Annotated in this window: 13 protein-coding genes; 6 read left to right on the forward strand and 7 right to left on the reverse strand. The window is 44.5% G+C overall.

The window, feature by feature from the left end; genetic code table 11:
* The first annotated feature begins 33 nt into the window (after positions 1–33).
* Complete coding sequence (locus H6F73_RS06590) at positions 34–279, forward strand: type II toxin-antitoxin system HicB family antitoxin (protein ID WP_190757980.1); 246 nt, start codon at positions 34–36, stop codon at positions 277–279.
* Positions 280–281: 2 nt separating this feature from the next.
* Entirely contained in the window at positions 282–500 is a 219-nt protein-coding gene (locus H6F73_RS06595; protein ID WP_190757981.1) for a type II toxin-antitoxin system HicA family toxin, read from the forward strand.
* 10 nt (positions 501–510) lie between these two features.
* Here H6F73_RS06595 and cobA read toward each other — a convergent pair whose 3' ends face one another.
* Positions 511–1,308, reverse strand: coding sequence for a uroporphyrinogen-III C-methyltransferase (gene cobA, locus H6F73_RS06600; protein ID WP_190758344.1), 798 nt, complete (start codon positions 1,306–1,308; stop codon positions 511–513).
* Positions 1,309–2,063: 755 nt separating this feature from the next.
* Here cobA and H6F73_RS06605 point away from each other — a divergent pair.
* The gene (locus H6F73_RS06605; protein WP_190757982.1) at positions 2,064–2,534 is read left to right on the forward strand and encodes a ubiquinol-cytochrome c reductase iron-sulfur subunit; all 471 of its coding nucleotides are present in this window, start codon (positions 2,064–2,066) and stop codon (positions 2,532–2,534) included.
* 315 nt (positions 2,535–2,849) lie between these two features.
* Complete coding sequence (locus H6F73_RS06610; protein ID WP_347239482.1) at positions 2,850–4,178, forward strand: HEAT repeat domain-containing protein; 1,329 nt, start codon at positions 2,850–2,852, stop codon at positions 4,176–4,178.
* Between the two features lie 122 nt (positions 4,179–4,300).
* Here the strand turns inward: H6F73_RS06610 and H6F73_RS06615 are convergent, their stop codons facing one another.
* The 6 genes from H6F73_RS06615 to H6F73_RS06640 form a co-directional block, all read right to left on the reverse strand.
* On the reverse strand, positions 4,301–6,103 hold the full coding sequence (locus H6F73_RS06615; RefSeq protein WP_242072350.1) for a GGDEF domain-containing response regulator: 1,803 nt from the start codon (positions 6,101–6,103) through the stop codon (positions 4,301–4,303).
* A 437-nt stretch (positions 6,104–6,540) separates the two neighbouring features.
* A complete protein-coding gene (locus H6F73_RS06620; RefSeq protein WP_190757983.1) occupies positions 6,541–7,248 on the reverse strand; it encodes a response regulator in 708 nt (235 codons plus the stop codon).
* Positions 7,226–11,317 carry a PAS domain S-box protein gene (locus H6F73_RS06625; RefSeq protein WP_190757984.1) on the reverse strand — a complete coding sequence of 1,364 codons (4,092 nt, stop codon included), beginning with the start codon at positions 11,315–11,317 and terminating at the stop codon, positions 7,226–7,228. The genes H6F73_RS06620 and H6F73_RS06625 overlap by 23 nt, the downstream gene beginning before the upstream one ends.
* 1,244 nt (positions 11,318–12,561) lie before the next feature.
* On the reverse strand, positions 12,562–14,121 hold the full coding sequence (locus H6F73_RS06630) for an ATP-binding protein (protein WP_190757985.1): 1,560 nt from the start codon (positions 14,119–14,121) through the stop codon (positions 12,562–12,564).
* A 399-nt stretch (positions 14,122–14,520) separates the two neighbouring features.
* Complete coding sequence (locus H6F73_RS06635) at positions 14,521–18,177, reverse strand: PAS domain S-box protein (protein ID WP_277882586.1); 3,657 nt, start codon at positions 18,175–18,177, stop codon at positions 14,521–14,523.
* 415 nt (positions 18,178–18,592) lie between these two features.
* Positions 18,593–21,706, reverse strand: coding sequence for a PAS domain S-box protein (locus tag H6F73_RS06640; protein ID WP_190757987.1), 3,114 nt, complete (start codon positions 21,704–21,706; stop codon positions 18,593–18,595).
* A gap of 1,177 nt (positions 21,707–22,883) precedes the next feature.
* Between H6F73_RS06640 and H6F73_RS06645 the strand changes: the two genes are divergently transcribed.
* Both H6F73_RS06645 and H6F73_RS06650 read left to right on the forward strand, forming a co-directional pair.
* Positions 22,884–23,867 carry an ATP-binding protein gene (locus H6F73_RS06645; protein WP_190757988.1) on the forward strand — a complete coding sequence of 328 codons (984 nt, stop codon included), beginning with the start codon at positions 22,884–22,886 and terminating at the stop codon, positions 23,865–23,867.
* A 45-nt stretch (positions 23,868–23,912) separates the two neighbouring features.
* The gene (locus H6F73_RS06650) at positions 23,913–26,399 is read left to right on the forward strand and encodes a S8 family peptidase (protein WP_190757989.1); all 2,487 of its coding nucleotides are present in this window, start codon (positions 23,913–23,915) and stop codon (positions 26,397–26,399) included.
* The last annotated feature ends 12 nt before the right edge of the window (positions 26,400–26,411 follow it).

The raw sequence follows: 26,411 nt of genomic DNA on the forward strand, positions 1-26,411 counted from the left end.
TTTTAAATAGCAGTTAACAAATAAGTAAAGCCAATGCTTGCCAGCTACATTGACCAGGCTATGGAACTGGCGGTTTATGAAATCATTGAAGAAGATCAAACCTATTGGGGGGAAATCCCAGGACTCCAGGGAGTCTGGGCAACTCACACCACCCTAGAAGGTTGCCGGCGTGAATTACGAGAGGCGCTGAGTGACTGGATAGCGTTGCGGTTGCGCTTGGGACTCCACATTCCAGTCATAGCAGATATTGACCTCAATCAACTTACTGAAGCTATCTAAATATGTCCCGATTAACTCCAGTTTCTAGGCGTGATTTAGTGCAACGCCTGCATCAGCTTGGCTTTGAAGGGCCGTATGCAGGCGGACGCCATCCCCAAATGCGCCGAGGGGATGTTACTGTCATCATTCCCAATCCTCATGAAGGTGACATCAGTGTCGGTTTATTACAACGAGTGTTACGCCAAGCAGGGGTTTCTCGTGAGGAATGGTTGGGAGAGTGAGACACCGGCATCACGAAAAGACAGCCGGCCTGCAACTTGCTAAAACTTGATGAAGATTAACGACATTTCCAATCACAGCAATTGCCGGCGCTTCAAAACCTGTCGCCTCGACTTGTTCCACAATCGTTGCTAAGGTGCCAATCAGTTCTTCTTGATCCGGTCGAGTTCCCCAGCGAATCAACGCCACCGGCATCTCTAGATTCAAACCGGCATCCTTCAACTCACCAATAATATGGGGCAAATTGCGAACACCCATATAAATTACAATCGTTTCTGAACCGTGAGCGATTGCGTGCCAGTTCACATCAGGCCGGTATTTTCCAGCCGATTCGTGGCCGGTTACAAATGTCACCGAAGAACTATAAGATCGGTGCGTTAGCGGGATTCCTGCATAAGCCGGCGCGGCAATCCCAGAAGTTACCCCAGGCACCACCTCAACCGCCACACCGGCAGCCACCAAGTCTTCCATTTCCTCGCCGCCGCGCCCGAAGACAAACGGATCGCCTCCCTTCAGCCGCACGACAACCGCATGACTCTGCGCTTGTTCAATTAACAGTTGTGTCGTTTCTTCCTGTAATAAAGAGTGACGCCCGCTGCGCTTGCCGGCATTAATTTTTTCTGCGTATGGACTAATCAAAGCCAAAATCTGCGGACTAACCAAGGCATCGTAAATCACCACATCCGCGCACTCTAACAGTGTCTTACCCTTGATTGTCAGTAACCCTGGATCTCCAGGGCCGGCACCCACGAGATAAACTTTACCCAGACGCTTCTTCTCGTTATCGGTTACAGAAGTTTCAGCAGTCATAGAGTTGGCATCGAATGAAGACAGAGTTTGAGGGCTTAGCGGCATAGGCATTCTGATTTATCTACACTTTCCAATTTAGAATTTCAACCGACTTAAATCGTATCTTTAACTACAAACTATTGCTGTGCTTGGAATTCTTGAATTTGTTCAATCCGCTTTCAGCATATAAGTTTACTTTTTAACCGTCATTAATCAAACAAATCAAGCCGACGTTCCTATTTAAATTATGCACCCTCCTGCCCAGCTTCGCCATTGCCTACGTGATTTTACTGAATTAAAACTTACTCAAAAATAATAGAAGTTCAGTAATTAAATATTTTCAGCTTTTTTAATTCAAAAATGTATCAAAAAGTACCCTTCTGTCGAAACATCCCAGAAAGTCAGCATTGTGGGTAAACGATGCCGGCAAAGAAATAAAGGACACAACCAACCCGATTCGGATATCCGCTCAACAGTTTCATCACCCCACTTTGTCAAGTGTTGAGCCGTCTGACTGCGGTGGAAACCGGCAACTGCGTTCAATTTGAACCCGATGGACGCTCAATTAAATTTATTTAATATTATCCTAAAATTTCTATAAAATTTTCTTGTAACCATAGGGAGTTGAGCGTTACCAGCCCTATTCGCGTAAATTTGCGGTTTTTTACGCGTGAGGGTAAGCAGATACTAGGCTTGGGGCATCATTTAGTAGAACAGGGAACCAACACTCTGCCAGCCTTAGTCGCGAAAAACATAACCATTAACATCGAACTCCTATGAATCGTCGTGAATTTTTAACGTGGGTTGGTGCCGGCGCATTAGCCACTTCCTTGCCGGTGGCGATTGCCGCGTGTTCTCCAAATGCAGCCACCAACCCATCCTCACCATCAGCCAACAATTCCACAACCACACCACAATCTGCGGCAGGCAGTGAGGGATTTCAAGTTGCCGGCAGCGTCGCAGAATTAGATAAAGCCGGCCAAATCCTCAACAAACAACTCCCCGTTGGCCCCGTTTTGGTTATTCGCAACCCAGCCGATGCTAGCAGCTTATTAGCAGTCAATCCCACCTGCACGCACAAAGGCTGTGGTGTGGTGTGGCAAGCCGGTGAAAAAGTGTTTGACTGTCCCTGCCATGATTCCGACTTCGCGCCTGATGGCAAAGTCCTCAAAGGGCCGGCAACACAACCGCTGAAAACCTATGAAGCTAAAATAGAGGGCGATTCTGTTCTAGTCAAGGTGAGTTAACGAAAGCAGCATCCCATCGATCCCTGCGGGGATGCTGTTGACAAAGAATAGGTAAACTTGATGTTTAAATGCTCTAAAATTAAACTTATTTAAAATAGAAATAAAATTGGTCTGCCTGATAACGCTGCTGGAAATATGAGTATTCTGCATAAAAATTATGAGCGTTTTACATTAACATCGGCTCAGGCGGATAAATTTGGAGTAACGTGGTTAATTTAAAGGCCGGCAAAATTTTGCGGACATCCCACTCCAGAAAGTCAGCAGGCTAATTTCTGATAAGCATTTTTGTAAAACACCTGGGAACTTTGAACTTTAATGATGTCAAATGTTTTGATTTTAGAGCAAGCGCGTTTAGCCGAGCAGCAAGCAAACTGGTCATTACTTACCCAGTATTTGCAGCAACTACTCATGGGGGAAAATCAGAAAAGTGGCCTTGAGAAATCCCAGCCGGCAGAACTAGAAAATTTCAATATTCTGCTGGTTTGGGCATTAGAAATTTTGGAAGCAGGAGATTTTCAAGAGCGCTGGGATGTTGCGAAAATTTTCCCAAGTTTAGGCAATGCAGTGATTGAGCCGCTGATTGAAATTCTAGAAGATGAAGATGCCGATTTGGAACTGCGCTGGTTCGCAGGTCGGATTCTGGGAGAATTTAATCAGCCGGCAGTGATTAACGCCCTTGTAGCATTGCTAAAAACCTCTGAAAGTGAAGAGTTAAACGCAATGGCAGCGGGGGCTTTGGCAAACTTAGGGGCATCGGCAATTGATGCTTTAATCAGCCTTTTAGCAGAGGAAGAGTCCAGACTATTTGCGGTGAAAGCACTTGCCCAAATTCGTAACGCCCAAACAATTGCGCCGTTGCTGAGTGTTGTTCATGACCGGCAAGCGCTGGTAAGGGCTGCTGCCATTGAAGCACTAATTGCTTTCCACGATCCGCGCATTGTGCCGGTGCTGGTAGAAGCTTTGAATGATTTAGCGGCACCCGTGAGACGAGAAGCTGTAATAGGTTTGGGTTTGCGTCAGGATTTGCAAAACGAGCTGGATTTAGTCAAGCTGCTGACAGCACGGTTATGGGATTTCAATTTTGAGGTTTGCCAGCAAGCGGTGATTTCTCTAGGCCGGCTCAAAACTGCACCGGCATCTGCGGCGCTGTTTGAGGTGCTGCGCTCGTCTGCAACTCCTGTAGCGTTGCAAATTGAGGTGATCCGGGCTTTAGGGTGGATGGGAACCAGTGAGGCGCTGGAGTATTTGCAACAGGCGCTTGCCGGCCAAACAGAATGTGCGGTGGGTCAAGAAATCGTGGCCGTTTTGGGACGCATGGAACTGCCGGCGCTGACTATCCGCGCTGCTGAAATTCTCATGGATCTGCTGCACTCTTCTCATCCCCTGGTTCAGCATCCCAGCATCCGAAAAGCAATTGCGTTGGGTTTGGGGCAGTTGGGACACCGGCAGGCTTTAGATTCGCTGATTTATCTGCTGGCAGACTTAGATGTGGGGGTGCGGCTTCATGCCCTTGCCGCGCTCAAGCAGCTGGCTCCTGAAAATGCCCGTCAGCAATTAGAACTTTTGGCGAGTAATGAGCAACTGACGCCGGCTCTGAAAGCGGGGGTTGTTCTGGCGTTGAATGAGTGGCCGGTGGTGGAATAAGCTGTAATATGAGCCGGCAAGCTGAAGCCGGCTTAATTTCCCAATCCTCATGATTTTGGCAATTTGTCAAGAAATATTTCTATTAAAAATACTAATTTTTGTAGATTTCATTTTATAATTTTTTAATTGGAAACTTTCAAAGATTTTCCCGATAATAAAAGGTTTTCAAAGTCTTGTTTTGGCAGAGGCCGGCTAAATAAATAGCCCTGCATTTCATCACATTGACTTTGTTTCAAAAACGCGAATTCCGCTTCAGTTTCCACGCCTTCTGCAATCACTTTCAGATTCAAGCTGTGAGCCATTTGAATCATCGCCGTGGTAATCGCTGCGTTTTTAGAATCATTCGCAATATTGGAGACAAAACACCGATCAATTTTTAAAGTATCAAAAGGAAATTGCTTCAAATAATTTAAAGAAGAGTAACCTGTGCCGAAATCATCGATAGAAATTTGAATGCCTAAAGCTTTGAGTTGCTTTAAAGTGGTAATATTTTCTTCAACTCTTTGCACGATGATTCGTTCGGTTAATTCTAAATCCAAATAGCAAGGATTGATGCCGGTTTCGGTTAAGATCCGAACAACATTTTCACACAAATTGGAGTGGTGAAACTGCCGGCCTGATAGATTCACTGCAATGCGTAAAGGCGGCAACCCGCGAGATTGCCATTCGGCAAGCTGAGTACAAACACTCTCTAAAACCCACTGATCAATCGGCACAATCATGCCGGTTTGTTCTGCGAGGGGAATAAAGTCTGCCGGCGACACGAACCCCCATTGGGGATGATTCCAGCGTAAAAGTGCTTCCGCACCAGAGATCAGCCCTGTCTTGAAATCTACTTGAGGTTGATAGTAAACCTGAAATTCTGAGCGTTCCAAGGCATAATGCAAACTCGCTTCTAGGGCTAGCGTTTTCGAGAAATAGCCATTAATTTGGGGCGTGTAAAACTGAAAGTGATTTCCCCCTTTTTCTCGTGCGTGAGACAGCGCGGCATCTGCGTGTTGCAGTAGCATACTGAGATCGCGCCCATTGTCTGGATAAACCGCGATCCCAATGCAAGCCGTAATAAATATCTCATGACCGCTCAACACAAAACGTTGAGAAAGCGCATTGAGAATCAACTGGGCACCCTCTGCCGCCGCCCAATTGTCCTCGCCGGGAGGCAAGACAATCACAAATTGATCGCCGTTCAAACGCGCGATCGTGCTAGCATCTCCTCCAACGCTTTGAATCAGCCGGGTGGCAACTGCTTTGAGGAGTTGATCGCCGACTGCGTGTCCTAAGGTTTCATTAATGCGGTTGAATCGATCTAAATCTAAAGATAAAATTGGCACCTGCTTTTGATGGTGATCGGCTTGAAGCAGCAATTGTTGCAGCCGCTGTTGTAATAATTGCTGATTGGGAAGATTCGTTAGGCTGTCATAATGAATCAGATAATTCAGTCTTTCTTCTAACTGCTGCACTGACGCCATTAATCGCATCTGCTGCGTCTTATATTGGTGCTGCACCGCAACTTGTTTTTCCAGACGAGTTGCCACCACTCCCAACAGTTCACTGCGTCGAAAAGGCTTGGTGAGATAATCGTCTGCCCCTAAATTCATCCCTTGACGTATATCCGTTCTATCGGCCCTTGCCGTAAGAAAAATGAAGGGAATGGCTGCTGTAGCTGAGTCTGTTCTGAGTTCATTCAAAACACCGTATCCATCCAGTTCTGGCATCATGATGTCGCACAGAATTAAATCGGGGAGGTGTTCTTTGGCCAACCGCACGCCGATCTTCCCGTTCTCTGCACCGATGGCATTAAACTCTCCGCCGGCCTCAAGGATTTCCAGAATGTTAGCGCGGACGAGAGCCTCGTCTTCAATAACCAAAATTTTTCGCATCAGACCTTTAGCGTGCAAAGACTGCGGGAGATTTGAAAACAGCATAAAGACTTATCCGCCATATTGAGAGATGCAACCTAACAGGTGTTAATCTTTTCACCAAATGCCTTCAGCAATTGGTGCTCGGTTGTCTAACAACCAAAATTAATTTTCTAACAGATTTTATGCAGAAATTGTATTTTTCATGTCTTAAAGATCCTTTAGTTTTTTTAACAAAAAGTTTATCCGTTATTAAACATACGAGCGGGTAAGTTTGATCGACAAAGAGTGATCCGCTGCCCAAAATGCTGATTTTTTTGGGGTACATAGCTTTCAGCTATCGAAATTGCCTCCAACCGGCAACATCCAAAATTGAGAGAAAAGCTGTCAAGACAATCGTTCTGGATATAGCTTAAGCCAACTCTGGGAAAACAGGTATCCCCACCCCTTAAGTAAAAATCCCACCCGCGCTCAAACTTTTGCACTTCAACCAAGCTCATATTTTAGTTCCTGGTTTTTTGATTAAGCAGATTGAATTGACGCAGAAGGCGGATATTATCTGGCGTCAGCAGACTTTGTAGCTCAGAAACCTGATTCAGTAAAGCAATTTCGCGTTCAAATTCTTCTTGCAAAATCTCTAAATAGCGATCTCTGTGGCCTCCGGGTGGGGGATTTTTCAGCAGCCGAATTGCCATGTTGATGTTAGAGAGGGGATCGCACAGCTCAGAAATCAGCTTCTTTAAAAGTTCCTCTTGGGTGTCACTCATGTGCTGAAGTTCCTGCATTTTTTGGTTGAGTGCTTCAGCACGTTGGCGTTCTGCCGTATATTGCTGCATCAGTGCTGCGTGTTTGGCAAGCCGCGAAGAAATGGCTTCTAGCAACTCTTTGCGCCGAAAAGGTTTCGTGAGATAGTCGTCTGCGCCTAAGTTCATTCCTTGGCGCAGTTCTGTTTTATCCGCCTTGGCGGTGAGAAAAATAAAAGGAATGGCTGCGGTAGCCGGCTCGGATCTCAGGAGTGTCAGCACCCCATAACCGTCCAAGAGCGGCATCATGATGTCGCACAGAACCAAATCCGGGGGATTTTCCTTGGCCAACTGCACGCCAAGCTCACCATTATCCGCACCGATAGAGTTAAATCCTCCCGATGTGAGAATCTCTAGGATATTGGTTAAAACTGGTTTCTCGTCCTCAATCACTAGAATCTTCTTCATCAAAGTTGCTCCGGTTGGTTAATGGCAGTGCGACTGTAAAGGTAGTTCCCATACCAACTTCACTTTTCACTGTAATATAGCCGCTGTGCATATCCACTGCTCTTTTTACAATAGCTAAACCGAGGCCGGTTCCTGGGATATCTCCAACATTTTTAGCGCGGTGGAACGCTTCAAAGAGTCGCTGTTGGTCTTCTGGCGGAATCCCAATCCCGTTGTCTTGGATTTGGAACATTGCTTCTGTCTGCTGACAAGCGAGTTTAAATTTGATTTGCCCTCTTTCGGGGGAGTATTTCAGCGCGTTTGACAGCAGATTGCTGAGAATTTGCCGCAGCAGTTTTTCATCTGCCCAGACTTCAGTAAATTTACGGTAGACAGATTCTATGCTATGCGAAACTTTTGGTTTGATTTGAATAAATTCAATGATGTGGGACTTATCGGCACCGATTTGGAACTCTTCAATTAAATCGCAGCAGAAGGTAGGCAGATCGACCCAAGTGGGGTGGAAAGGCAATTTACCGGCATCATTTCTCCCAATAACTAAGACATCATTTAATAACTGAGTCATATTAACCGCAGCCGTTTGAATCCGTCCCAAATGTTCAAGTTTTTTCTCGGTTTTCTCAACGGGCCATTCTTCACAATAATATTCAAGTAAATCTGCTGAAGACAAGATAGTGGACAGGGGTGTGCGAAATTCATGAGAAACCATTGTCACAAACCGAGAGCGCAATTCACTAAGTTCTTTCTCTTTCGCCAGCGCTTTATGAAGTTCTTCTTCTACCTGTTTGCGACCTGTAATATCCTTAGCCACACGGCACAAACGGTAAACTTCACCGGCTGCATTGCGAACGGGAAAGCTGCGATCCCAAATCCAGCGGATAGATCCGTCAGGTCGAATGATGCGGTACTCCTGATTTAAGACGATCTCGCTCGATTGAAATTGCTGAGGTTTAGCCAGAGAACCGGCCAGTGCCGGCAGCAATTGCTCCCGATCTTCTAAATGTACGGCATCTAGCCAGGAGCGGGGTGAGGCATAAACCTGCTCACAAGATCGGCCCCAAATTTGTTCATACATTGGACTAACGTAGAGCATCTGGCCGAAGTCTGGAGTGACAATCCAAAAGACTTCATCAACATTTTCTGCTAACTGGCGGAAAAACACTTCTGATTCACGGAGCGCCGCCTCTACCTGCTTGCGCTCGGTGATGTCTTGGATCTGGGAGACATAATAAAGCGGCTGACCTTCAGGATTATACATCAGAGACTTTGTCACCTGCGCCCAAACTGTGTGGCCATCTTTATGAATGTAGCGCTTTTCGAGCTGCTGGCAGTGAACTTTGCCGGTTTCAAAGTTGCGGTAAGCCTCTAAGCAGATCGGCAAGTCTGCTGGATGGGTAATCGTTTGGGAAGTCGTTGCCGTTAATTCTAATTCTGAATAACCTAGGATCTGGCACAAGGCGCGGTTAACCTGCAAGTAACCGCCATCGAGTCCCTCAAGTGCCATGCCGGTGGCCACATCCTCAAAGGCACGCCGGAAGCGTTCCTCACTTTCCCGTAGCGCCGCCTCGGTTTGCTTGCGTTCTGTAATGTCGTTGAGGGTGCCGGTGATGCCGGTGAGTTCGCCAGAATCGTCGGTGCTCAGACGGGCGAACACTTCCAGCCAGCTGTAGCCGCCCGCCGCTTCACTTCCCCCACCTGGGGGAGAACCGCTGTGTAAAGTTTTATGATGTTTGGTGAGGTAGCGAATTTCTTGCCGGCAGTAATCTTTTTCGCCGTTAATTAGCTGTTGAAATAGCTCGATCTGGCACGGCTGATCGTCGGGATGGACGAACTCAAGAAAAAACTTTCCTAAGCTTTCCTCAACACTAAAGCCGGTGATTTCATACCAAGCAGGATTGAGAAATGTCCACGATCCCGCTGTGTCTGTTTGGAAAATAACTTCTTTGAGACTATTAACAACTGAGCGATACTTTTGCTGGCTTTTTTGCGCTTCTGCCTCTGCCTGAGTCCGCTGTCCAATTTCTTGATGCAATTGTTCGATCACCACACGCAATTCTGTGGTCTGCACCTCAACTTTGATGCCTAAAATTTCATTGGCTTTTTGCAACGCTTCTTCTGCCTGCCGGCGTTCCGTGATGTCGCGCACGACTTTCGCAAAACCCCGCAGTTTCCCCGCTTCATCTCGCAAGGCACTGAGCGCCACACTCGCCCAAAACCGCGACCCATTTTTGCAAATTCTCCAGCCTTCGCCTTCAAACCGGCCTGTAGCGGCGCAAGTTTTTAGCTGCTGATTCGGTTTGTCTAACTGCTGGTCTTCGAGTGGGTAAAAGCAAGAAAAATGCCTGCCGATGATCTCCTGGGCCTGATAGCCTTTGATCCGCTGTGCGCCGGCATTCCAACTGATCACATATCCTTGGGGATCTAGCAGATAAATTGCATAATCTTTCACTCCCTCCACCAGCAGGCGAAATCGCTCTTCACTTGCTTGTAGAGCTTCCTCCATTTGTTTGCGTTCGGTTATATCCTCATAAGTGCCCAAAATGCCAATTACCGTTCCTGAAGCGTCATGGAGGGGCACTTTATTCGTGTCTAGCCAAGCTTGCCTGCCATCGGCTTCTAGTTGGGTTTCAATCATGTGATACTGCGGGGTGTCTGTCTCCATTACTTGCCGGTCACACGCGCGGAAAAAGTCGGCTTCTTCTTTTCTCCAAGCTAAGTCGTAATCTGTTTTACCGACAATGTTTTCCACAGAATCCAGCCCAGCATCTTGGGCAAACAGACGGTTGGCACCCAAGTAAACAGAATTTCTATCTTTCCAGAAGATCGCTTGCGGAATATTATCAATGATCAAGTGCAACATCTGCCGAGACGAACGCAGATCAAGCTCAGTCTGCTTGCGTTCGGTAATGTCTTCAGCAATCCCCAACAGCAGATGGGGGCGGCCATCGGCTGTGCGGGCAAAAACCGTATCCTGGCTGTAAAACCAGCGCCACTCTCCGCCGGCGTGTCGCAGCCGGTACTCGCCTTCTACAATTTCCCCCTCTTTGGCTTTGGCAAATTTTTCGGAGTTTAGCTGTATTTTTGCCCAATCTTCAGTGTGCATAACTTCGGAAAGAAATGTCGTGCCCATTGCTTGGATTTGTGCCGATGTGTAGCCCAGGTTTGCAAACATCGCGCGGTTGCAATAGACGTTTCGCTTCTCAATGAGATCGTAGAGATAGATAATACTGGGCGTGGCTTCGGCAATGCGTTCGAGAAGACGTTTTTTCTCGCGCAGCGCTGCTTCGGCTTGCACTTGTGCGGTAATATCTTCTCCGACTGCTTGGAATTCAACCGGCTGCCCTTCTGGGTTAAAAATAGTGCGAATTGTCCACCGTTGATAGCGAGTGTTTCCGTTCGGCTCGCTTGCCAAAAACTCTAGTGTTTTGTGGGGGTTTTCTTTGCTTATAAATCCGAGGTTTTGTTGGAGTTTAACTCGTTCTGGTTCTGGAAAAAGAGAGAAAAATTTCTCACCGAGCAGTTGTTCTGGCGTTTTGCCAAAATAATCGTAACAGGCATGGTTAACAAAGGTGAGAGTGCCGTTTATCAAAAACCGGCAGATTGTTGCGCTTTGGGCATCAAGAATGGCGCGGTAGTATTGTTCGTTTGCGTTTTCTGTAGTGGCTTTTACGGGTTCTGCTTGCTTGGGGGCTGTAATCTCGCGCTCATAAACGATTAAAGCGTTTAGCTCTACGCCATCCCAGACTTGCTCAATGCGATTTTCAAAATAAAGATTGCTGCTTTTGTCTTCAAAGTCTAGGGGTAAAAGGGTGCAAATCGCTTCGTCAAATTTTATTTTTCTTGTGCCGGCAATGTCACTTGGCAACAGATCGTAAAGGGCTAATCCAATGAGTTCACCGGGGAGTTTTCCGAGTCTTTGAGCTGCTGTTCCATTCAGTGCTCTGATCGTGCCGGTGGGATCAACTATGATAGCTGAGCCGGTTGCAGCATTTAGAAGCGCTTGGATTAGGGCTTTTTCTTGGATGAATTTTGTTTCTATCTCCCAGTTTTCTCTCATTTTTTGCTGCATCTGATCATCTCCCTGAGTGAAAGATTACCAAGTCCTTTAGAATTTTATTCTTTTTGTTTTTAAAAATTTCTCTTTAGAGTAATTTCATCCAAGACTTCGTTGCGTTGAATACAATTTTTTATAAGTAAAAATAAAGTGATTGACATTTATTTAAAATAATTGCTTAATCATAGATTTAAAAAATACTTTTTGTATAAACAACAAATGTACACAGATAAACACAGATGGGTTGAAAAAAGTTGGGACCTTTGTTAGAGGTTTAATCGTGACAACAATATTTAAGTTAAGGTGTCAGCTAAGGATTACACGAAATTGAAAACTGCCATACATCATTCTCAGTGTTTCTCACAATTTTCTAGCTAGGCGAATATTTGCTTTTTTCTTGATCTGTCCCTTTTGTCAATTATCACCTTTCGTTTTTCACTTTTCAAGCCTAAAAAAGCCTTGGCGTCAATTTGATGCCGGTTTTGGCTGTGCCGGCAGATTCGGATGCAAGGACTAAGTATGAGCGTTGAAATAAGGAAATGTAATAACCAACACTTTTTTAAGTAATGTAGGCCGGTTTATGCGAAACTTAAGCTCCCTCTCAATAGCTACCTCTCAATTTTAGACCAGTTTATTGTTAATTGGTTGCCAGTGTTCCCTCAACAGAACTTCTGCAAGCTCTCGATTCTTCAAAAGAAAGCCAGACAATCTTTTTGTGATAGCCCTGCCAAACTAAACCTTTATGCTCAACAGACAGTGATGGAACCATGCAAAATGTTTTGGGTGCTGGTGTTATGTCAAGTTTGCTTGAAAATCGATTTCCCACTCTTTTAAAAAGGGAATACATAAATACTTTTTAACACAATTTAATATAAAAAATATATAATAGCTTTAATAGTTTGTCATGTTTTCAACAGAAAAATGCCCGTATACGAAGCTTTTTGTGATAATTATTAACTAACTATAGAGTATTTATATAGAAAAAATCTTAGAAAGATTGTAAATAAATTATAATAACTTAAAGAGTTAATAACTAAATTTCTAATTTTTAATTAACAAATAATAACTTTTAAATAATCGGAAAAATATTAAACATCATTATTGAATGAAATTGCACATTTGTGCCGGCAACGGTTTAGTTCCAGGTGCGGCACCTTCTCATCTTCTAATTTTTGCTGCAAAAAAACTGGTAGGCAAAAGAAACGGGTTAAGTAGTCGGGGCTTTCCTTTGCCTTGCCAACCTTAATTTTTACCGGCTGCTACAAGGTTTCCACCGGCACGTTAGCGCGAATCGGAATTTCTACCCAAAACTCAGCTCCCTGATTGGGTTTCGAGACGCACTTCAAAATGCCTCCATGTTTTTCAACAATAATTTGGTAAGAAATCGATAGTCCTAAGCCAGTGCCGGCACCCACAGGTTTGGTCGTAAAAAATGGATCAAAAAGCTTGTTTTGATGGGACAGGGGAATACCTGGCCCATTGTCAGCAATGCGAATGATGACTGTGGACTTAGAACTGAGTGAGGTGGAAATAGAGATTGTTCGTGGAGACGGCTGCTGTTCCAAAGCATCAATCGCGTTAGAGAGAAGATTCATAAACACTTGATTGAGCTGGCCGGCATAGCACTCAACTTTGGGCAATTCCCCGAACTCTTTAATCACCGAAATCCCTGAATAACTGGCAGTGCTTTTGAGCCGGTTTTGCAAAATCATTAACGTACTGTCAATTCCTTCGTGGATATTCACCGGCTTCATTTCCGCTTGATCGAGGCGAGAGAAGTTACGCAACGAGATCACAATTTCACGGATACGCTCAGCGCCGACATTCATTGAGTACATGAGTTTGGGAAAGTCTTGGCTGAGAAAATCGATATCAACCGCTTCACGTTTAGCTACAATTTCCCGAACCGGGTTGGGATAGTGCTTTTCGTAGAGATGCAAAAGACTGAGCAAATCCGAAGCATAGTGTTTGGCGTGACCAAGATTGCCGGTGATGAAATTAACAGGGTTATTAATTTCATGAGCGACACCGGCAACCATTTGTCCGAGAGAAGACATCTTCTCACTCTGAACCAGTTGCGCTTGCGTTTGTTTGAGTTCGCTTAAGGTTTTTTCTAGCTGTTGCGTTTGCTCTCTCAATCGCGCTTCTGATTGGCGCAAGGCTTCCTCTGCACGCTTACGTTCTGTGATGTCGCGCAAGGAAGCCAGAAATGCTCTTTGTCCCTCCCACTCAGTCTCCACAATTCGCATTTCCGCAATGGTGTTTTCCCTGTCGTTGCGGATGAGATCGACTTGCGTTTGCACAACCCGTGTATCTTTCTTTGCGGTTGTGCCAATCCTGCGTATTGTGCCGGTGTCTATCTCACAGGCTTGCCGTTCGACAACCAGCTTGCCAAAGAAGTCTTGACCTAACAATTGACTGGCTGTGCAATTAAACAGCGATTCTGCTGAGGGGTTGGCAAAATGAACAAGGCCGTCGGCATTAACAATCACAATTGCATCTGCATTCTTGTCAATGATATTTCTGAAACGAGCTTCACTGGCTCGGATTTGTTGCTTGAGCTGTTCCACTTCTACGTGTAACTCTTGCTGTTCTTCACAAGGCCCAAGTTTGCAAGCGGACAAAGGCTGTCCTAACTGGTTCGTCGCAAAAGGTTGTTTCAGCAAATTCCATACATAATTGATGGCTTCATGAATTTCAGGAGCGGCATCTTTAGGAATCGTGTGATGTAAGTCAGGTATTTTCTCCGTTGCACCCTGACGCTGGTTCGGGTTAACCGCGCTATCAGCTCTAAACTGGCTACTATCAGTGATAAACATACGCCACCATTCCCAAGACTGCTGAAGCTTTAAGAAATCTTATTGACACTTGTGTGTCTTTATATATATTTTTGTAACGTTCAGCTTTAGTATACACTTACATCAGTCAATCAACAAATGTAACAATACGGGTTTTTGACGAATTGCAAGATTATGTGTCTGCAAGACATGATTTTTTGCCTCTGTTGCTGAACTTAGCAATATGTAGATAGTAAGCCCTCTCCATGAAAGAGGCATCAGTAAAACTTGAGAAACTTGATTTCCGTACTTGTACGGTTAAATGATTCCGTATAAGTACAGAGTTCTACTGCCAGGGAAAAGGCGATAGCAATAGAGGAAAAATCGATATAGTCGCGCTGGAGGAAAAAATATTTTAAAGCTTTTTCTCAGCTGCTTAATTTACCTCATGCGCTCAGGGGTTGCCTCCAGTTCCGCGACTGTTGGGCTGTGTAGTGGCAGGATCACAGTAAACGTTGTGCCGGCACCCACTTCGCTTTCCAGCAGAAGCTGGCCGCTGTGAGCCTCAACAGATTTTTTAACAATTGCCAACCCCAAACCTGTGCCCGGTTGGTTGTGCAAATTGCTGCCTCGATAAAACGACTCAAAAATTCGCGGCTGATCTTCAACAGGAATCCCAATCCCCCTGTCTTGAATGCGAAAGATAACGACAGGAGCATTCACCGGCAACCCATAAGAATTGAGCAGTTGTTGAGCCGGCGCTTCCCCTGTTTGATTGTTTAATATTAATTCTTCATTCGGAAAAATTAGTTCAAAAAGGATGGGCTGTGAGGGTTCTGAATATTTAATGGCATTAGAAAGCAAGCTAATAAAAATGTGACGTAATAACTTTTCATCCATCCAAACATCCGCACAGCAACCGTCATGTTTAAACGTGATCGTGTACTGAGAGGCTGCACCATTGCTGCTTTGCACCTGTTCAACCATCTGCCGGCAAAACGCTTCTAGATTCAGCGGCGCAGGATTACACTCCAACTTGCCGGCATCAGATTTATCAATCAGCAGAATGTCGTTTAACATCTGCGTCATGTGTACAGCAGCAAGTTGAATCCGGTGGATATGTTCTAAGTATTTTTGCGAAGTCTCTTGTTCCAGGTAAAACTCCAGCAGATCTGCAGATGAAAGGATCGTGCACAAAGGCGTGCGGAACTCATGGGATGTGAGGGTGATAAACCGGGATCTCAGCTCAGAAAGTTCTTTTTCTTGCGCCAAGGCTTTATAAATTTCTTCCTCTGCCGCCTTTTGCGTTGTGATATCCGCCCAGTAACCAACAACTTCTAAAGGATTACCACCGGCATCACAAATCAGCCGCCTTTCATCGCGCATCCAGCGGTAAGAACCATCTTTACGCAAAAAGCGGTATTCATCCGTGTGATGTTTTTGCTCAAACAGCACCGCTATCGCAGCCAAGGCTGTTCCCACGTCGTCTGGATGAATGCGCTGCCGCCAAAACTTCGCATCTTCTGTGAACTCATAAGGTTGATAACCCAGCAGTCCCGTCACATTTTCGCTGATAAAGTTCGTGCCCCAGTCAGAGGAAATATCGGCACTGTAGATCACTGCGGGACTGGAACCAAGCAAATGCTGTAGGTGCTGCTGAGTGAGCTGCAGTGCTTGCTCCATCTGTTTGCGCTCGGTGATGTCGAGTTGTGTTGTCCACAGTCGCACGAGAAAGCCATTTTCAATAATGCCGACGGCGCTTGTTAAGAAATATTTGGCAGTTCCCCAAGCATCAACCTCATGGGATTCTAGCTTGTCGAGCCGGTAGCCTGAACGAATCAGGGCACGCAGTTGTTCAATATAGTGCCCGTTTATATACGGAACAAGGTTACTGATTCGGATGCCTGAAATTTCGGAGGCTGAGTTAAAGCCATATATTTGAGCCAGGACATCATTACACTCCGCCAGGTGAGCGTTTTGAAAAATCTGCTGAATTTGCTCGTCTTCGCTGATTGCAACTGAGATAGCCGGCTCAAATTCAAAACAGGAAATTGCCTCAGAACTTTGAGCGACAAAGGCACGGTAGCGGTCTTCACTTTTTCTCAGTGCTTCTTCTGATTGTTTGCGTTCGGTGATATCATCACAAGTACCCAAAATCTGCTGGGGCACGCCGGCACTATCTCTGGTAAAAATAACCTGCCGGCTACGAAACCAGCGCCATTCGCCATTTGCGTGCTGTAGCCGGTATTCGCCTTCAACCACATCTCCATCCTGAGCGTTCATCGTTTGCCGCTGTAGCTCTTTGATGGCTGGGCGATCATTGGGATGCAATTTTTTTATCAAAAATTTTGCTGCCGCTGTGTCAAAGGCAGTTGTCGAATAGCCCAACAGCTCTGTGAACTGCTGGTTAATATAAATATTGCGATCTTCAATCAAATCGTAGAGATAAACAATATGGGGTGTGGTGTCGTTAATTCGCTGGATAAAACGCTGGGAAGATTGCAAGGATGAGACAAGCAATTGACGGGATGCAATTTCCTGTTTGAGCTGTTCGTTGGTCTTTTGCAATTGAGAGATTACTTTAGTTTTTTCATCTGTGCGGAGTTGAACAAGTTCTTCAAGATGAATTTGATAATTTTTTAATTGCTCTTCATAACGCTTGCGATCTGTGATATCTGTAAAGACGGCAAAAGCTCCTTGAAATTTGCCATCCGTGTCTAGAATCGGTGTTGAAGAGACAAGAGCAAATAACTGTTGCCCATCTTTACGAGTCAATTCTAATTCATAAGAACTGCTCTCGCCTCGCTGACGTTTAGCAATTTCTTCTTCCAAACGTTCCTGATTATTTTTATGGGGAAATTGGAGAAGATGCCGGCCTAGCAGCGATGCTGGGGAGTATCCTAACATGGCTCCAAACTTCTCATTGACGTAGGTAACGAGTCCATTGGCATCGCAGATGATCAAGCCTTCGTTCATGGTTTCAACCAGCCGGCGAAAGCGTTCTTCACTTTGCCTAAGCGCTTCTTCCATCTGCTTGCGGTTGGTAATATCAACTGAGATGCCAACGATTCCAATCGCTGCGCCCATCTGGTTTGTAATGACGGAATCTCTGACTATTGCCACAAAGCTGGTTCCGTCTTTGCGCTGCACTGTAAATTCTCCTTCCCACTGGCCGGTTTCAAGCAAGGAGTCGATAATTTCTTGAGCTAGTGCTTTGTTTGTATCCAGACATAAGATTTCAAGAACTGATTTACCGATGGCTTCTGCTGCCGACCACTGATAAAGTTGTTCAGCAAATTTATTCCAATAGATAATGTTGCCGGCATTATCGGTAGCAATAACTGCACTGGGTACTTGATCAAGCAAGGTGGCTTGAAGAAATATCACTTCTTCTGCCAGTTCGACTTTCAGCAGTTGTTGATCGAGTTGTGCCGGCTCCTCTTCTTGTGGCAGCGATTTTTGAGGTGCTTGTTCTTCCTGAGTTCGCGCCTTGACGATGGATTGAGTGTCGCAATGAACGAGATCTAATAATCTATTTTCAATCAGAGAGCGGAATCGAGCGCCCTCGCTTGCTAATGTGCCGGCACTGTGCTGATTACGGCTGGGAGGTAAGCGACTTTCTGATGTTTGTAAGTTGCTGATCAGACAGTGGTTTCTACACGAGTCGCTGCCGGGTTTATGAAGTACGTGCAACAAGCTTTCTTGAGTAATTAATCCGACGAGCCGGCCTTGAGGATCGACCACCGGCAGGTGACGAATCTGATGTTCGCACAATAAGTTATATACAGTTAAAATATCTTCAGTTTCTGCCGGCGAAATGACAATCGGCGAAGAATTCATCACGCGTGTAATTTTGCTGCGCCGGCATTTTCCCAGATGTTCGCCGGTAGCCAGACGTACCACATCTTGCTCTGTGAAAATCCCCAGCAAAGCGGGTATCTCTGCCGATGTTTCCACCACCATCGCGCAACTGCTCTGTGTCTGGTTCATCAGAGCAATCACTTCCCCAACTGAGGTTTGGGGACTAACAATTAAAGGGTAACGGTTAATTGCACACTCAGAGTCTGATGAATCAAAAAGCGAGTTTTTCACAGGCATGGCTCAGGCTTGTGGAATGACTGGCCACAAGTATAAAAGTTGAGAAATTTTACAAGGTTATAAATAGGATTTTCAAAGATTTTTTCTATGGTTCCCATTAAAAAATTGGTTCCCTCCTCAACCAAGTCTAGCACTTCAGTGTTTTCTCCCCTTTAAGAGACGAGCGATTAAGCAGCTACGCTTTGAATTTTCCTGTTTCCAGCTAAATTTTAATTCATTGCCTAACAGATTTTATGGGATTAAATTCTTAAATCTGAACAAGCAAGACAGACAAAACCAGAGCGGTTGAGGAAAGCGAGACGGGTAAGAGCAATAAGCTCGCCGTTAATTAGGGAAGAGGAAAGAGAAAAATTAATTTCAGGCCGGCAACCAAATTGGGTGTCATTTCAATTAACATATTTGGCTGAGTGGTGGATTAAATTGACGGGCTTGCCGGTGGGATATTCTGATGAATGGGAATTTCAATGACAAACTCTGTTCCCTCACCAGGCTGTGAAAAACAGTTTAAAACGCCGCCATGCTTCTCAACAATAATTTGGTAGGCGATGGAAAGTCCTAAACCGATGCCTTTCCCGACCGGCTTGGTTGTAAAGAAGGGATCGAAGAGTTTGCCTTGGAGTTCCAAGGGGATACCGGCACCATTATCAGCAATGCGAATCACGATAGACGTGCTGCGGACTGAGTCCTTGCTGTGAGGTTTTTGAGTTTGTGAGAGCGAGGTGTGAATGCGAATCGTGGCAGGTGGGGAAGTGTTTGCCGTGAAGCCGGAAGGGGAATTTTCCGGTTTTGCGTCCTCTTCCAAGGCGTCAATGGCATTGGTGAGGATGTTCATAAAGACTTGATTTAACTGGCCGGCATGACAGTCTACGAGCGGCAGTTCACCGTATTCTTTCACTATCTCAATTTTGGGTAGGCTTCCCTTTGCTCTGAGCCGGTTTTGCAAAATTAACAGCGTGCTATCAATTCCCTCATGAATATTCACTGGCTTCATTTGCGCTTCATCTAAACGGCTGAAGTTACGCAAGCTCAGAACCAGATCCCGGATGCGTTCAGCACCGACTTTTAAAGAGGACAGCAATTTAGGTAAATCTTCTAGCAGAAATTCAAGATTGATTTCTTGGGCGTATTGGGCAATCTCATCTTCCGCTGCCTCACTCTGTCTGGCTTGGTCGCGCTGCAGGTAGCGAGAGACTAACCCCAACAAGTCGTGAATATAGTCATTGGCATAGGCAACATTCCCGTAGATAAAGCTAACGGGGTTATTCAGTTCGTGGGCAATGCCGGCCACCATTTGTCCGAGACCAGACATTTTTTCCGTTTGGATAAGCTGGGATTGCGTTTGTTTTAGCTCTTGGAGCGTGCGCTCAAGCTGTTGAGTTTGCTGTCTTAACTGAGCTTCTGACTGGCGCAAGGCGAGTTCTGAGCGCTTGCGTTCCGTGATGTCGGTATGAATGCCCACCACTCCCACCATTTCGCCGGCTTTGTTGATAATGGCATTAGCACGTAAGAAAATTTGCATCGTCTTGCCGGTGCGGCTTTGAGCTGTCAATTCCCCACTCCAGCAAAGACCGGCTTGCAGTGCTGAAATCATCGACTCTGCCTCAGCGGGGTTGGTGCAAATTGCGGATGGCCCGTCGGCAGTGATCATTTCTTCCACTGTGTATTCAAACAGATTTAGAAATGCTCGATTGTGATAGATGGGTGTGCCGGTGGCATCGGTAATGGAGATGGCATCACTTGAACTTTCCACGGCTTGTGTGACGCGCAACAGCGTTTCCTCTGCCTGCTTCCGTTCTGTAACGTCGATTAACAAACCATCCCAGATAATATCGCCTGTGGGGGTTCGTTCCGGACGCGATGCCGCTTGAATCCATTTGTATGAATCTCCGAAGACAAACCGGCCTTCCCACTGCCAAGGCTGTAGGGTTTGGGCGCTAAGCGCGACGGATTCTTCAAACTGCTGCCGGTCGTCGGGATGTATGCAGGCGATCAGCACAAGCGCATTTTGCTGGATTTGTTCGGGGGTTAATCCGCACAATTCGACACAACCAGCACTGATGTAGGGAAACGCCACAGATCCGTCGGTTCGCAACAGGAATTGGTAAATTGCCCCCGGAAGATTGGTTGCAAGTTTTTGGAACCTTGCCTCGCTGTGTTGCAAGGCTTCTAGTGCTTGTTTGTGTTCCGTGATGTTTTCAATCACGCCAATAGAAAACTGAGGTTTGCCTTGATGATCGTGAGCAATTGAAGCACTCAGCCGGCTCCAAATTACTTGGCCATTTTTGCTGATGTAGCGCTTTTCTAGTTGAAAGTGCTCTCGCTTGCCGGCAATCATTTCGCGGTGAAGTGTAAGATCGGCAGCGAGATCGTCTGGATGGGTAAAGTCTTGGAACGTCTTGCTGTGCAATTCTAAGGCACTGTAACTCAACATCTGTTGCAATGCACAATTGCTGTTGAGAATCCGTCCATCTTTGAGATCGGCAATTGCGATACCAACGGCTGCTTTTTCAAAAAGGGTGCGGAACAGTTCTTCACTTTGCCGCAAGGTTTCAACTTCCGCCCGGTTGCCCTTGCTGATGTCGCGGAAATACCAAATTCTGCCGGCAAATTTGCCATCTGGAAGGAATGCCGGTGTGGAGTCGCGCTCGAAAATGCGCCCATCTTTCAGGTAAATTTCATCGTGGCTGGTTTGCTCTGGATGCGCGTCGAGATACTCTAGTTTGGCGATAAATTCTTCGGGTTCTCGCAAGCTCTCAAATACCCAGTTATACAGAAGTTGGTCTTCACCGGCAGCGAGTGTGCCTTCTGGAATCTCCCACATCTGGCGAAAGCGGGTGTTATGGGAGATCACTTTGCTATTTTCCCCAACCACTAAAATTCCGTCGGGTGATGCCTCTTGTTGGGCTTTCAGCAATGAGTTGCTTTGTTGGAGTGCTTGTTGTGTTTCCTGGTGTTCTGTGGTGTCCCGCAGGGTTGCCAGGTGGGCGATTTGCCCCTCCCACTCGGTTTCCACAATACGCAGTTGAGCCATACAAACTTTGTGCGGGGGTGTTTCTCCCTTGCAGCGAATTTCTACCAATTGGGTTTGCACCATCTGGACTTCCGTTGCGCTGCTTGCCGCTGGGGGGGTGAGAATTTCTGTTGCGATCTCACTGTTTTTAGGGACAGCAACCAGCCGGTTAAAAAATTGTTCTCCCACGAGTTCGGCGCTTGTGCGGTTAAACAGCGCTTGTGCGGCCCGGTTGGCAAAGCAGACGCTTCCCGTACGGTCTATAATCACCATGCCATCCGCGTTGTTGAGGATAAGATTGTGGAAACGCGCTTCACTGGCTTGCAATTCCCGCTTGAGCTTTTCCACTTCTCCTCGCTTCTGATGCTGCTCTATGACATGACACAGCGTTAGCGCTAAGGGGTTGTTTTCTGGGGGATTCGTCGCTAGATTGTCTGAGGCTGGGGGTGCCGGTTGTTGTTGATGATTTTGCCAGCTGCCGGTTTGAGCTACGCCCCTGTCAAGGTTAGGACTTAACATATTTTGCCGCTCCTAGCGAGATAAATTTATAAAAAAGATTAAGTTCTTAATATACTTTAATCTTTCTTTTTAAGATGTATTGTTAAAAACACTTTAAATGGTAAATTTACTGAGAACACCATTTAGCTTAAACCGTTAATTGCCGGAAACTGATCCGTGTTTAAGGGTTCATATCTAGAGCCGATGCACTTGCTTCTATTCACAAAAAATGGGATTTCTAACGGTTTTTATTTTCTCAGCTTGATTCTATCTTGCTGTAGAATCCGTTAACATCCGTATTTTTGAAGAAATCTCTCTACGTGAAACTACAGAAACTTTTATCTGTAAAAATACGCAACTCAAAAATATTTTTTTTTAAATCCGCTGAATCAATCAAGGTATTTTAAGCCTGAAATGGGCTTTACGAAACAGTTGTAGCGGTTAGAACAGGCCTCGGTGAAAATCCAGTTCAACAAAATTTTGCCTGTTATCGGTATTTTGTTACTAACTCAGATGAATGCCGGTGAATCTGAACTATTCACCATCGCCGCTTCAAGTTCTATCATATTACTTTCAGGAAATTACAAGTTTATATAGTTTTTTATTAAAAAAAGACTCTGGCGTTTCCGAAAGTCGGCGAGTCTTAGTCAAAACAAGAAAAAATATTATAATCAATTAATATTTGACCAAAACTATTCCATTTAATTCTCTGTAATGTTAAGTGGATTTATTATGATTCTATTTGAAGTTTTTCTAGTTTATTGACAACATTGAAGAATGTAGCTAGTTATTGTCTTATTTGTTAAAACATTTGCTTGCCTATCTATTTTTCTGTAGTGTTAAAAATTTTTATCTCGGTTTTAACAGTATTTTTGTAGAAAAATTTTACCAAGGTTTTCAAATGTTTTTATTTGTTGTTGGTCGCCAAAAATTAGTTTTTTTTTACCTCACATAATCCTTTTTTAGGCTTTTACTAGCTTGTTTATAACCCAACTTTTTTGAGTCATTTGTAAAAATGAGATGCTTCTACCCTGAATTGTTTTTTTTTGTACTGAATTATAGTAATTATTTTATAATAAAGGTATCATAAAGATAATAGTATCCACCATAGTTTTATACCGATTGCAGCTTATGAAATTCTAAAGTCAGATTTCTAGCTTTACTAAAGCCTGGGATATTTGTCCAGATTAAACGTCTTATGTCTACAGCACGTCATGTTATTGCACTCTTAAAGAGTTACCTCGAAAATGAGGAGCAACAATTTTTTTCTGTGGCTCTACAGATGGCTGCACATGAAGCACGGCAGGGACACACCAAAGTTGCACAAGAAATCCAAAGTCTTATTGATAAAGCAAAAGAGCGTAAATCTGTGATTGAACATAAAGCTTCACCCACGCCGCTCGTCCAGCCCAAGGGAGAATTAGTAAACCTTGTGTCAGTTTGCTATTCAGAAACCAGATTTATTGACATGGTTCTTCCTATCTCGTTAAAAAAAAGATTAGAACGTATTATTATAGAACAAGCTAAGCAGCATCGTTTAGCTGAGTATAATCTCAAGCCTCGTCGTAAAATACTTTTAGTTGGGCCACCAGGATCGGGGAAGTCGATGACCGCCGCTGCTCTGGCTGGAGAACTGAAACTCCCTCTTTTTACTGTTGCTTACACTGGGTTAATTACGAAATATATGGGTGATACGGCTAATCAACTAAAACTGATATTTGATGCAATGACGGTAACACGAGGTGTTTATTTTTTTGACGAGTTTGATGTCATTGGTTCGCAACGAGCTGCGGTTAATGATGTTGGAGAGATTCGTCGAGTTTTAAATTCCTGCTTGCAGTTTTTGGAGAATGATGATAGCCAAAGTCTAATCATTGCGGCAACTAATCATCCTGATCTATTAGACAAAGCTCTTTTTCGACGTTTTGATGATGTTATTGAATACGAGTTGCCAAATCAAGAAGTTGTTCGTAAGTTGCTATTAGCCCGTTTATCACTCTTTAATATTGAATGGCAAAATTGGCAACATATTATCGAGGCTGCTGATGGACTAAGCCAAGCAGAGTTAGTTCGAGCGGCAGATGAAGCTGCTAAAGTAGCCGTGATTTCTGATCGGGATTCAATATCTGAAGAAAATATAGTTTCTGCGATTCTTGAACGAAAAAGCATGACTTTTAAGTAAGTGCGATATAATTTCAATATTTTTTTTAATTAATCTCTCAATCTAATGCCTGACTACAAAAGAAATCTCCCTAATTTTTACCTTGTTATAAAAGGTGATAGCCAAAATTACTCATCTCCTACGAGAGGAGGAAGTCAAAAATCCGTCCCCCTGCGTAATCGTATAGAACACGCTGAAACTTTGCTAAAAGCTTTTGAGAAAGTTTTTGAAGATTATCAGCAACAAAAATCATTGCGCGAGCCAGAAATTGCATTTGGAGAATCTGGGTTTTATTTAGAGTTCCAGCTACAAAAAAGTGAAATAGAAGCAGTTGAAAAATTAGAAGATAAGCGTAAGAAAATTGAGTTACTTACTGTCCGCTCATCTGAGAATAATGACGAAACCATATTGGCTACTGTATTTGTACCAGACAAAGCAGCGGGGTTTTTTACTTCAAAAATCGAAGCTTATCGGGATGAAGAAACTGATAATGGCAATCCCAAAAATGAGCCTTTAATCACAAGCTTGGAGGATATTAGCTTAGGTACAGTGCGTGGGCTATTCACAGATAATCTTACATTATTTCCCTCGGAATCCCAGGAAGTGTGGTGGGAAGTGTGGTTACGTCATGGTTGCCGTGAATCTTTCCACCAAATAGCAGAACTGTTTGATATTAGAATAACAGAAAACTCAATTATTTTTCCTGAGAGAGAAGTAGTTTTGACATTAGCATCTGTAACAGATTTATCACGAATTATTAAGAATAAGGGTTTGATAGCAGAACTTCGCCTTGCTAAAGATTCACCCTCTATGTTCTTTGAGATGGATATGCAAGAACAGGTTAGTTGGGTGGAAGAACTTGCGAATCGCATTATAGTAGCATCTAATACTAATTTAGCTGTTTGTTTATTAGATGGTGGTGTTACACGGGAGCATCCTCTAATTAAGCCAGCTCTTGCTTCTGAAGATTTGTTGACTTGCGATCCAAACTGGGGAGTCGAAGACACTCAGCGCGGTCATGGTACTCACATGGCTGGTATAGCCCTGTATGGCAACCTTTACAATGCACTAGCAACATCAAGCAAAGTATATCTTACCCATCGGTTGGAATCCGTCAAAATACTTCCAGCCCAAGGAGAAAACGACCCTAAGCTTTATGGAGCAATTACGAAGGAAGCTGTTTCTCGTGCAGTAGTTCGTAACCCCAATCGCCAGCGGGTTATTTGTATGCCTGTCACGAGTGAACTCCACAATGATACAGGCCACAATAATACTACAGGAATTCCTTCTTCTTGGTCAGCAGCAGTAGATCAAACCTGCTTTGAATTTCAACAATTAATGGTTATTCCGGTTGGCAATATCCGAGGGGATATCATGCTTAGTGAGTATCCTGATCGAAATGATTTGAACCCAGCAGAAAATCCCTCGCAAGCGTGGAATGCACTTGTTGTGGGTGCTTATACCAATAAAGTCAATATAGTTGATCCAAGGTATGCTAAATGGCAAACTATTGCCCCTGCTGGCGACCTTTCACCTCGAAGTAGAACTTCTCTTTTATGGACTGATAAGTGGCCTATCCGACCAGATGTGACTTTTGAGGGGGGCAACCTAGCAACTGATGATACTGATTCACCTGGCATGGATATTGATGACTTACGACTGCTGACAACTTATTATCAACCAAATGTAAGGCAATTTAACCTTTTTGGAGATACTAGCGCGGCAACAGCTTTGTGTAGCTATATGGCAGCAGGCATTTGGGCTAAACACCCCGAATACTGGCCAGAAACAGTTCGTGCATTAATAGTCCACTCCGCAGAATGGACTCCTGCAATGCTTAATAATTTACCTAGAAACCCTTCGCAAAGTAAAAAAGTAGCTATATTATTGCGTCGATACGGTTATGGTGTTCCCAATCTGGAGAGGGCAATTTTAAGTAGCAAAAATGATTTGACAATGATTTGTGAAGATCAGTTGCAGCCTTTTCACAAAGATGATGGTCAGGTAAAAACAAAAGAAATGAACCTTCACATACTCCCCTGGCCAACACAAGAGCTAGAAAAGTTGCGTGAAGCAAAAGTAGAAATGCGGATAACACTTTCATATTTTATTGAACCAAACCCTGGAGAACGAGGATGGCAAAATAAACATTCTTACGCCTCTTATGGTTTGAGGCTTGCTGTTAAGCGTTCTACAGAGACTTTGGCTGCTTTTAGACAACGGATTAATAAGGAAGCGAGAGAAACTCAAGAAAACGTAACATCTACTGTAACTGGTGACAGTGGGTGGTTTCTAGGCCCAAAAACATGGACTCGCGGCTCAATTCATTCTGATATTTGGCAGGGTACGGCGGCTGATTTGGCTCAGAAAGATTCTATTGGTATATATCCTGTTAGTGGTTGGTGGAGATATAATTCCAGGTGGGAAGGATGGAATAAAACTGCGAGATATGCTCTAATTGTTTCGATTCGAGTTGTAGATGAAGTAGAAGTTGATATTTATACCCCTATTTCCAATAAAATTAAGCAGACTGTGCCGATTAATATGATATAACTTCTCTCAACC

This window comes from Microcoleus sp. FACHB-68, assembly GCF_014695715.1.
In the GTDB taxonomy this organism is placed as follows: Bacteria; Cyanobacteriota; Cyanobacteriia; order Cyanobacteriales; family Oscillatoriaceae; genus FACHB-68.

What these genes read in the sequence shown, in the direction of transcription:
- H6F73_RS06590 (WP_190757980.1), top strand. Translation starts at nt 34, where the DNA reads ATGCTTGCCAGCTACATTGACCAGGCTATGGAACTGGCGGTTTATGAA.
- H6F73_RS06595 (WP_190757981.1), top strand. Translation starts at nt 282, where the DNA reads ATGTCCCGATTAACTCCAGTTTCTAGGCGTGATTTAGTGCAACGCCTG.
- cobA (WP_190758344.1), bottom strand. Translation starts at nt 1,308, where the DNA reads ATGACTGCTGAAACTTCTGTAACCGATAACGAGAAGAAGCGTCTGGGT.
- H6F73_RS06605 (WP_190757982.1), top strand. Translation starts at nt 2,064, where the DNA reads ATGAATCGTCGTGAATTTTTAACGTGGGTTGGTGCCGGCGCATTAGCC.
- H6F73_RS06610 (WP_347239482.1), top strand. Translation starts at nt 2,850, where the DNA reads ATGATGTCAAATGTTTTGATTTTAGAGCAAGCGCGTTTAGCCGAGCAG.
- H6F73_RS06615 (WP_242072350.1), bottom strand. Translation starts at nt 6,103, where the DNA reads ATGCTGTTTTCAAATCTCCCGCAGTCTTTGCACGCTAAAGGTCTGATG.
- H6F73_RS06620 (WP_190757983.1), bottom strand. Translation starts at nt 7,248, where the DNA reads ATGAAGAAGATTCTAGTGATTGAGGACGAGAAACCAGTTTTAACCAAT.
- H6F73_RS06625 (WP_190757984.1), bottom strand. Translation starts at nt 11,317, where the DNA reads ATGCAGCAAAAAATGAGAGAAAACTGGGAGATAGAAACAAAATTCATC.
- H6F73_RS06630 (WP_190757985.1), bottom strand. Translation starts at nt 14,121, where the DNA reads ATGTTTATCACTGATAGTAGCCAGTTTAGAGCTGATAGCGCGGTTAAC.
- H6F73_RS06635 (WP_277882586.1), bottom strand. Translation starts at nt 18,177, where the DNA reads ATGCCTGTGAAAAACTCGCTTTTTGATTCATCAGACTCTGAGTGTGCA.
- H6F73_RS06640 (WP_190757987.1), bottom strand. Translation starts at nt 21,706, where the DNA reads ATGTTAAGTCCTAACCTTGACAGGGGCGTAGCTCAAACCGGCAGCTGG.
- H6F73_RS06645 (WP_190757988.1), top strand. Translation starts at nt 22,884, where the DNA reads ATGTCTACAGCACGTCATGTTATTGCACTCTTAAAGAGTTACCTCGAA.
- H6F73_RS06650 (WP_190757989.1), top strand. Translation starts at nt 23,913, where the DNA reads ATGCCTGACTACAAAAGAAATCTCCCTAATTTTTACCTTGTTATAAAA.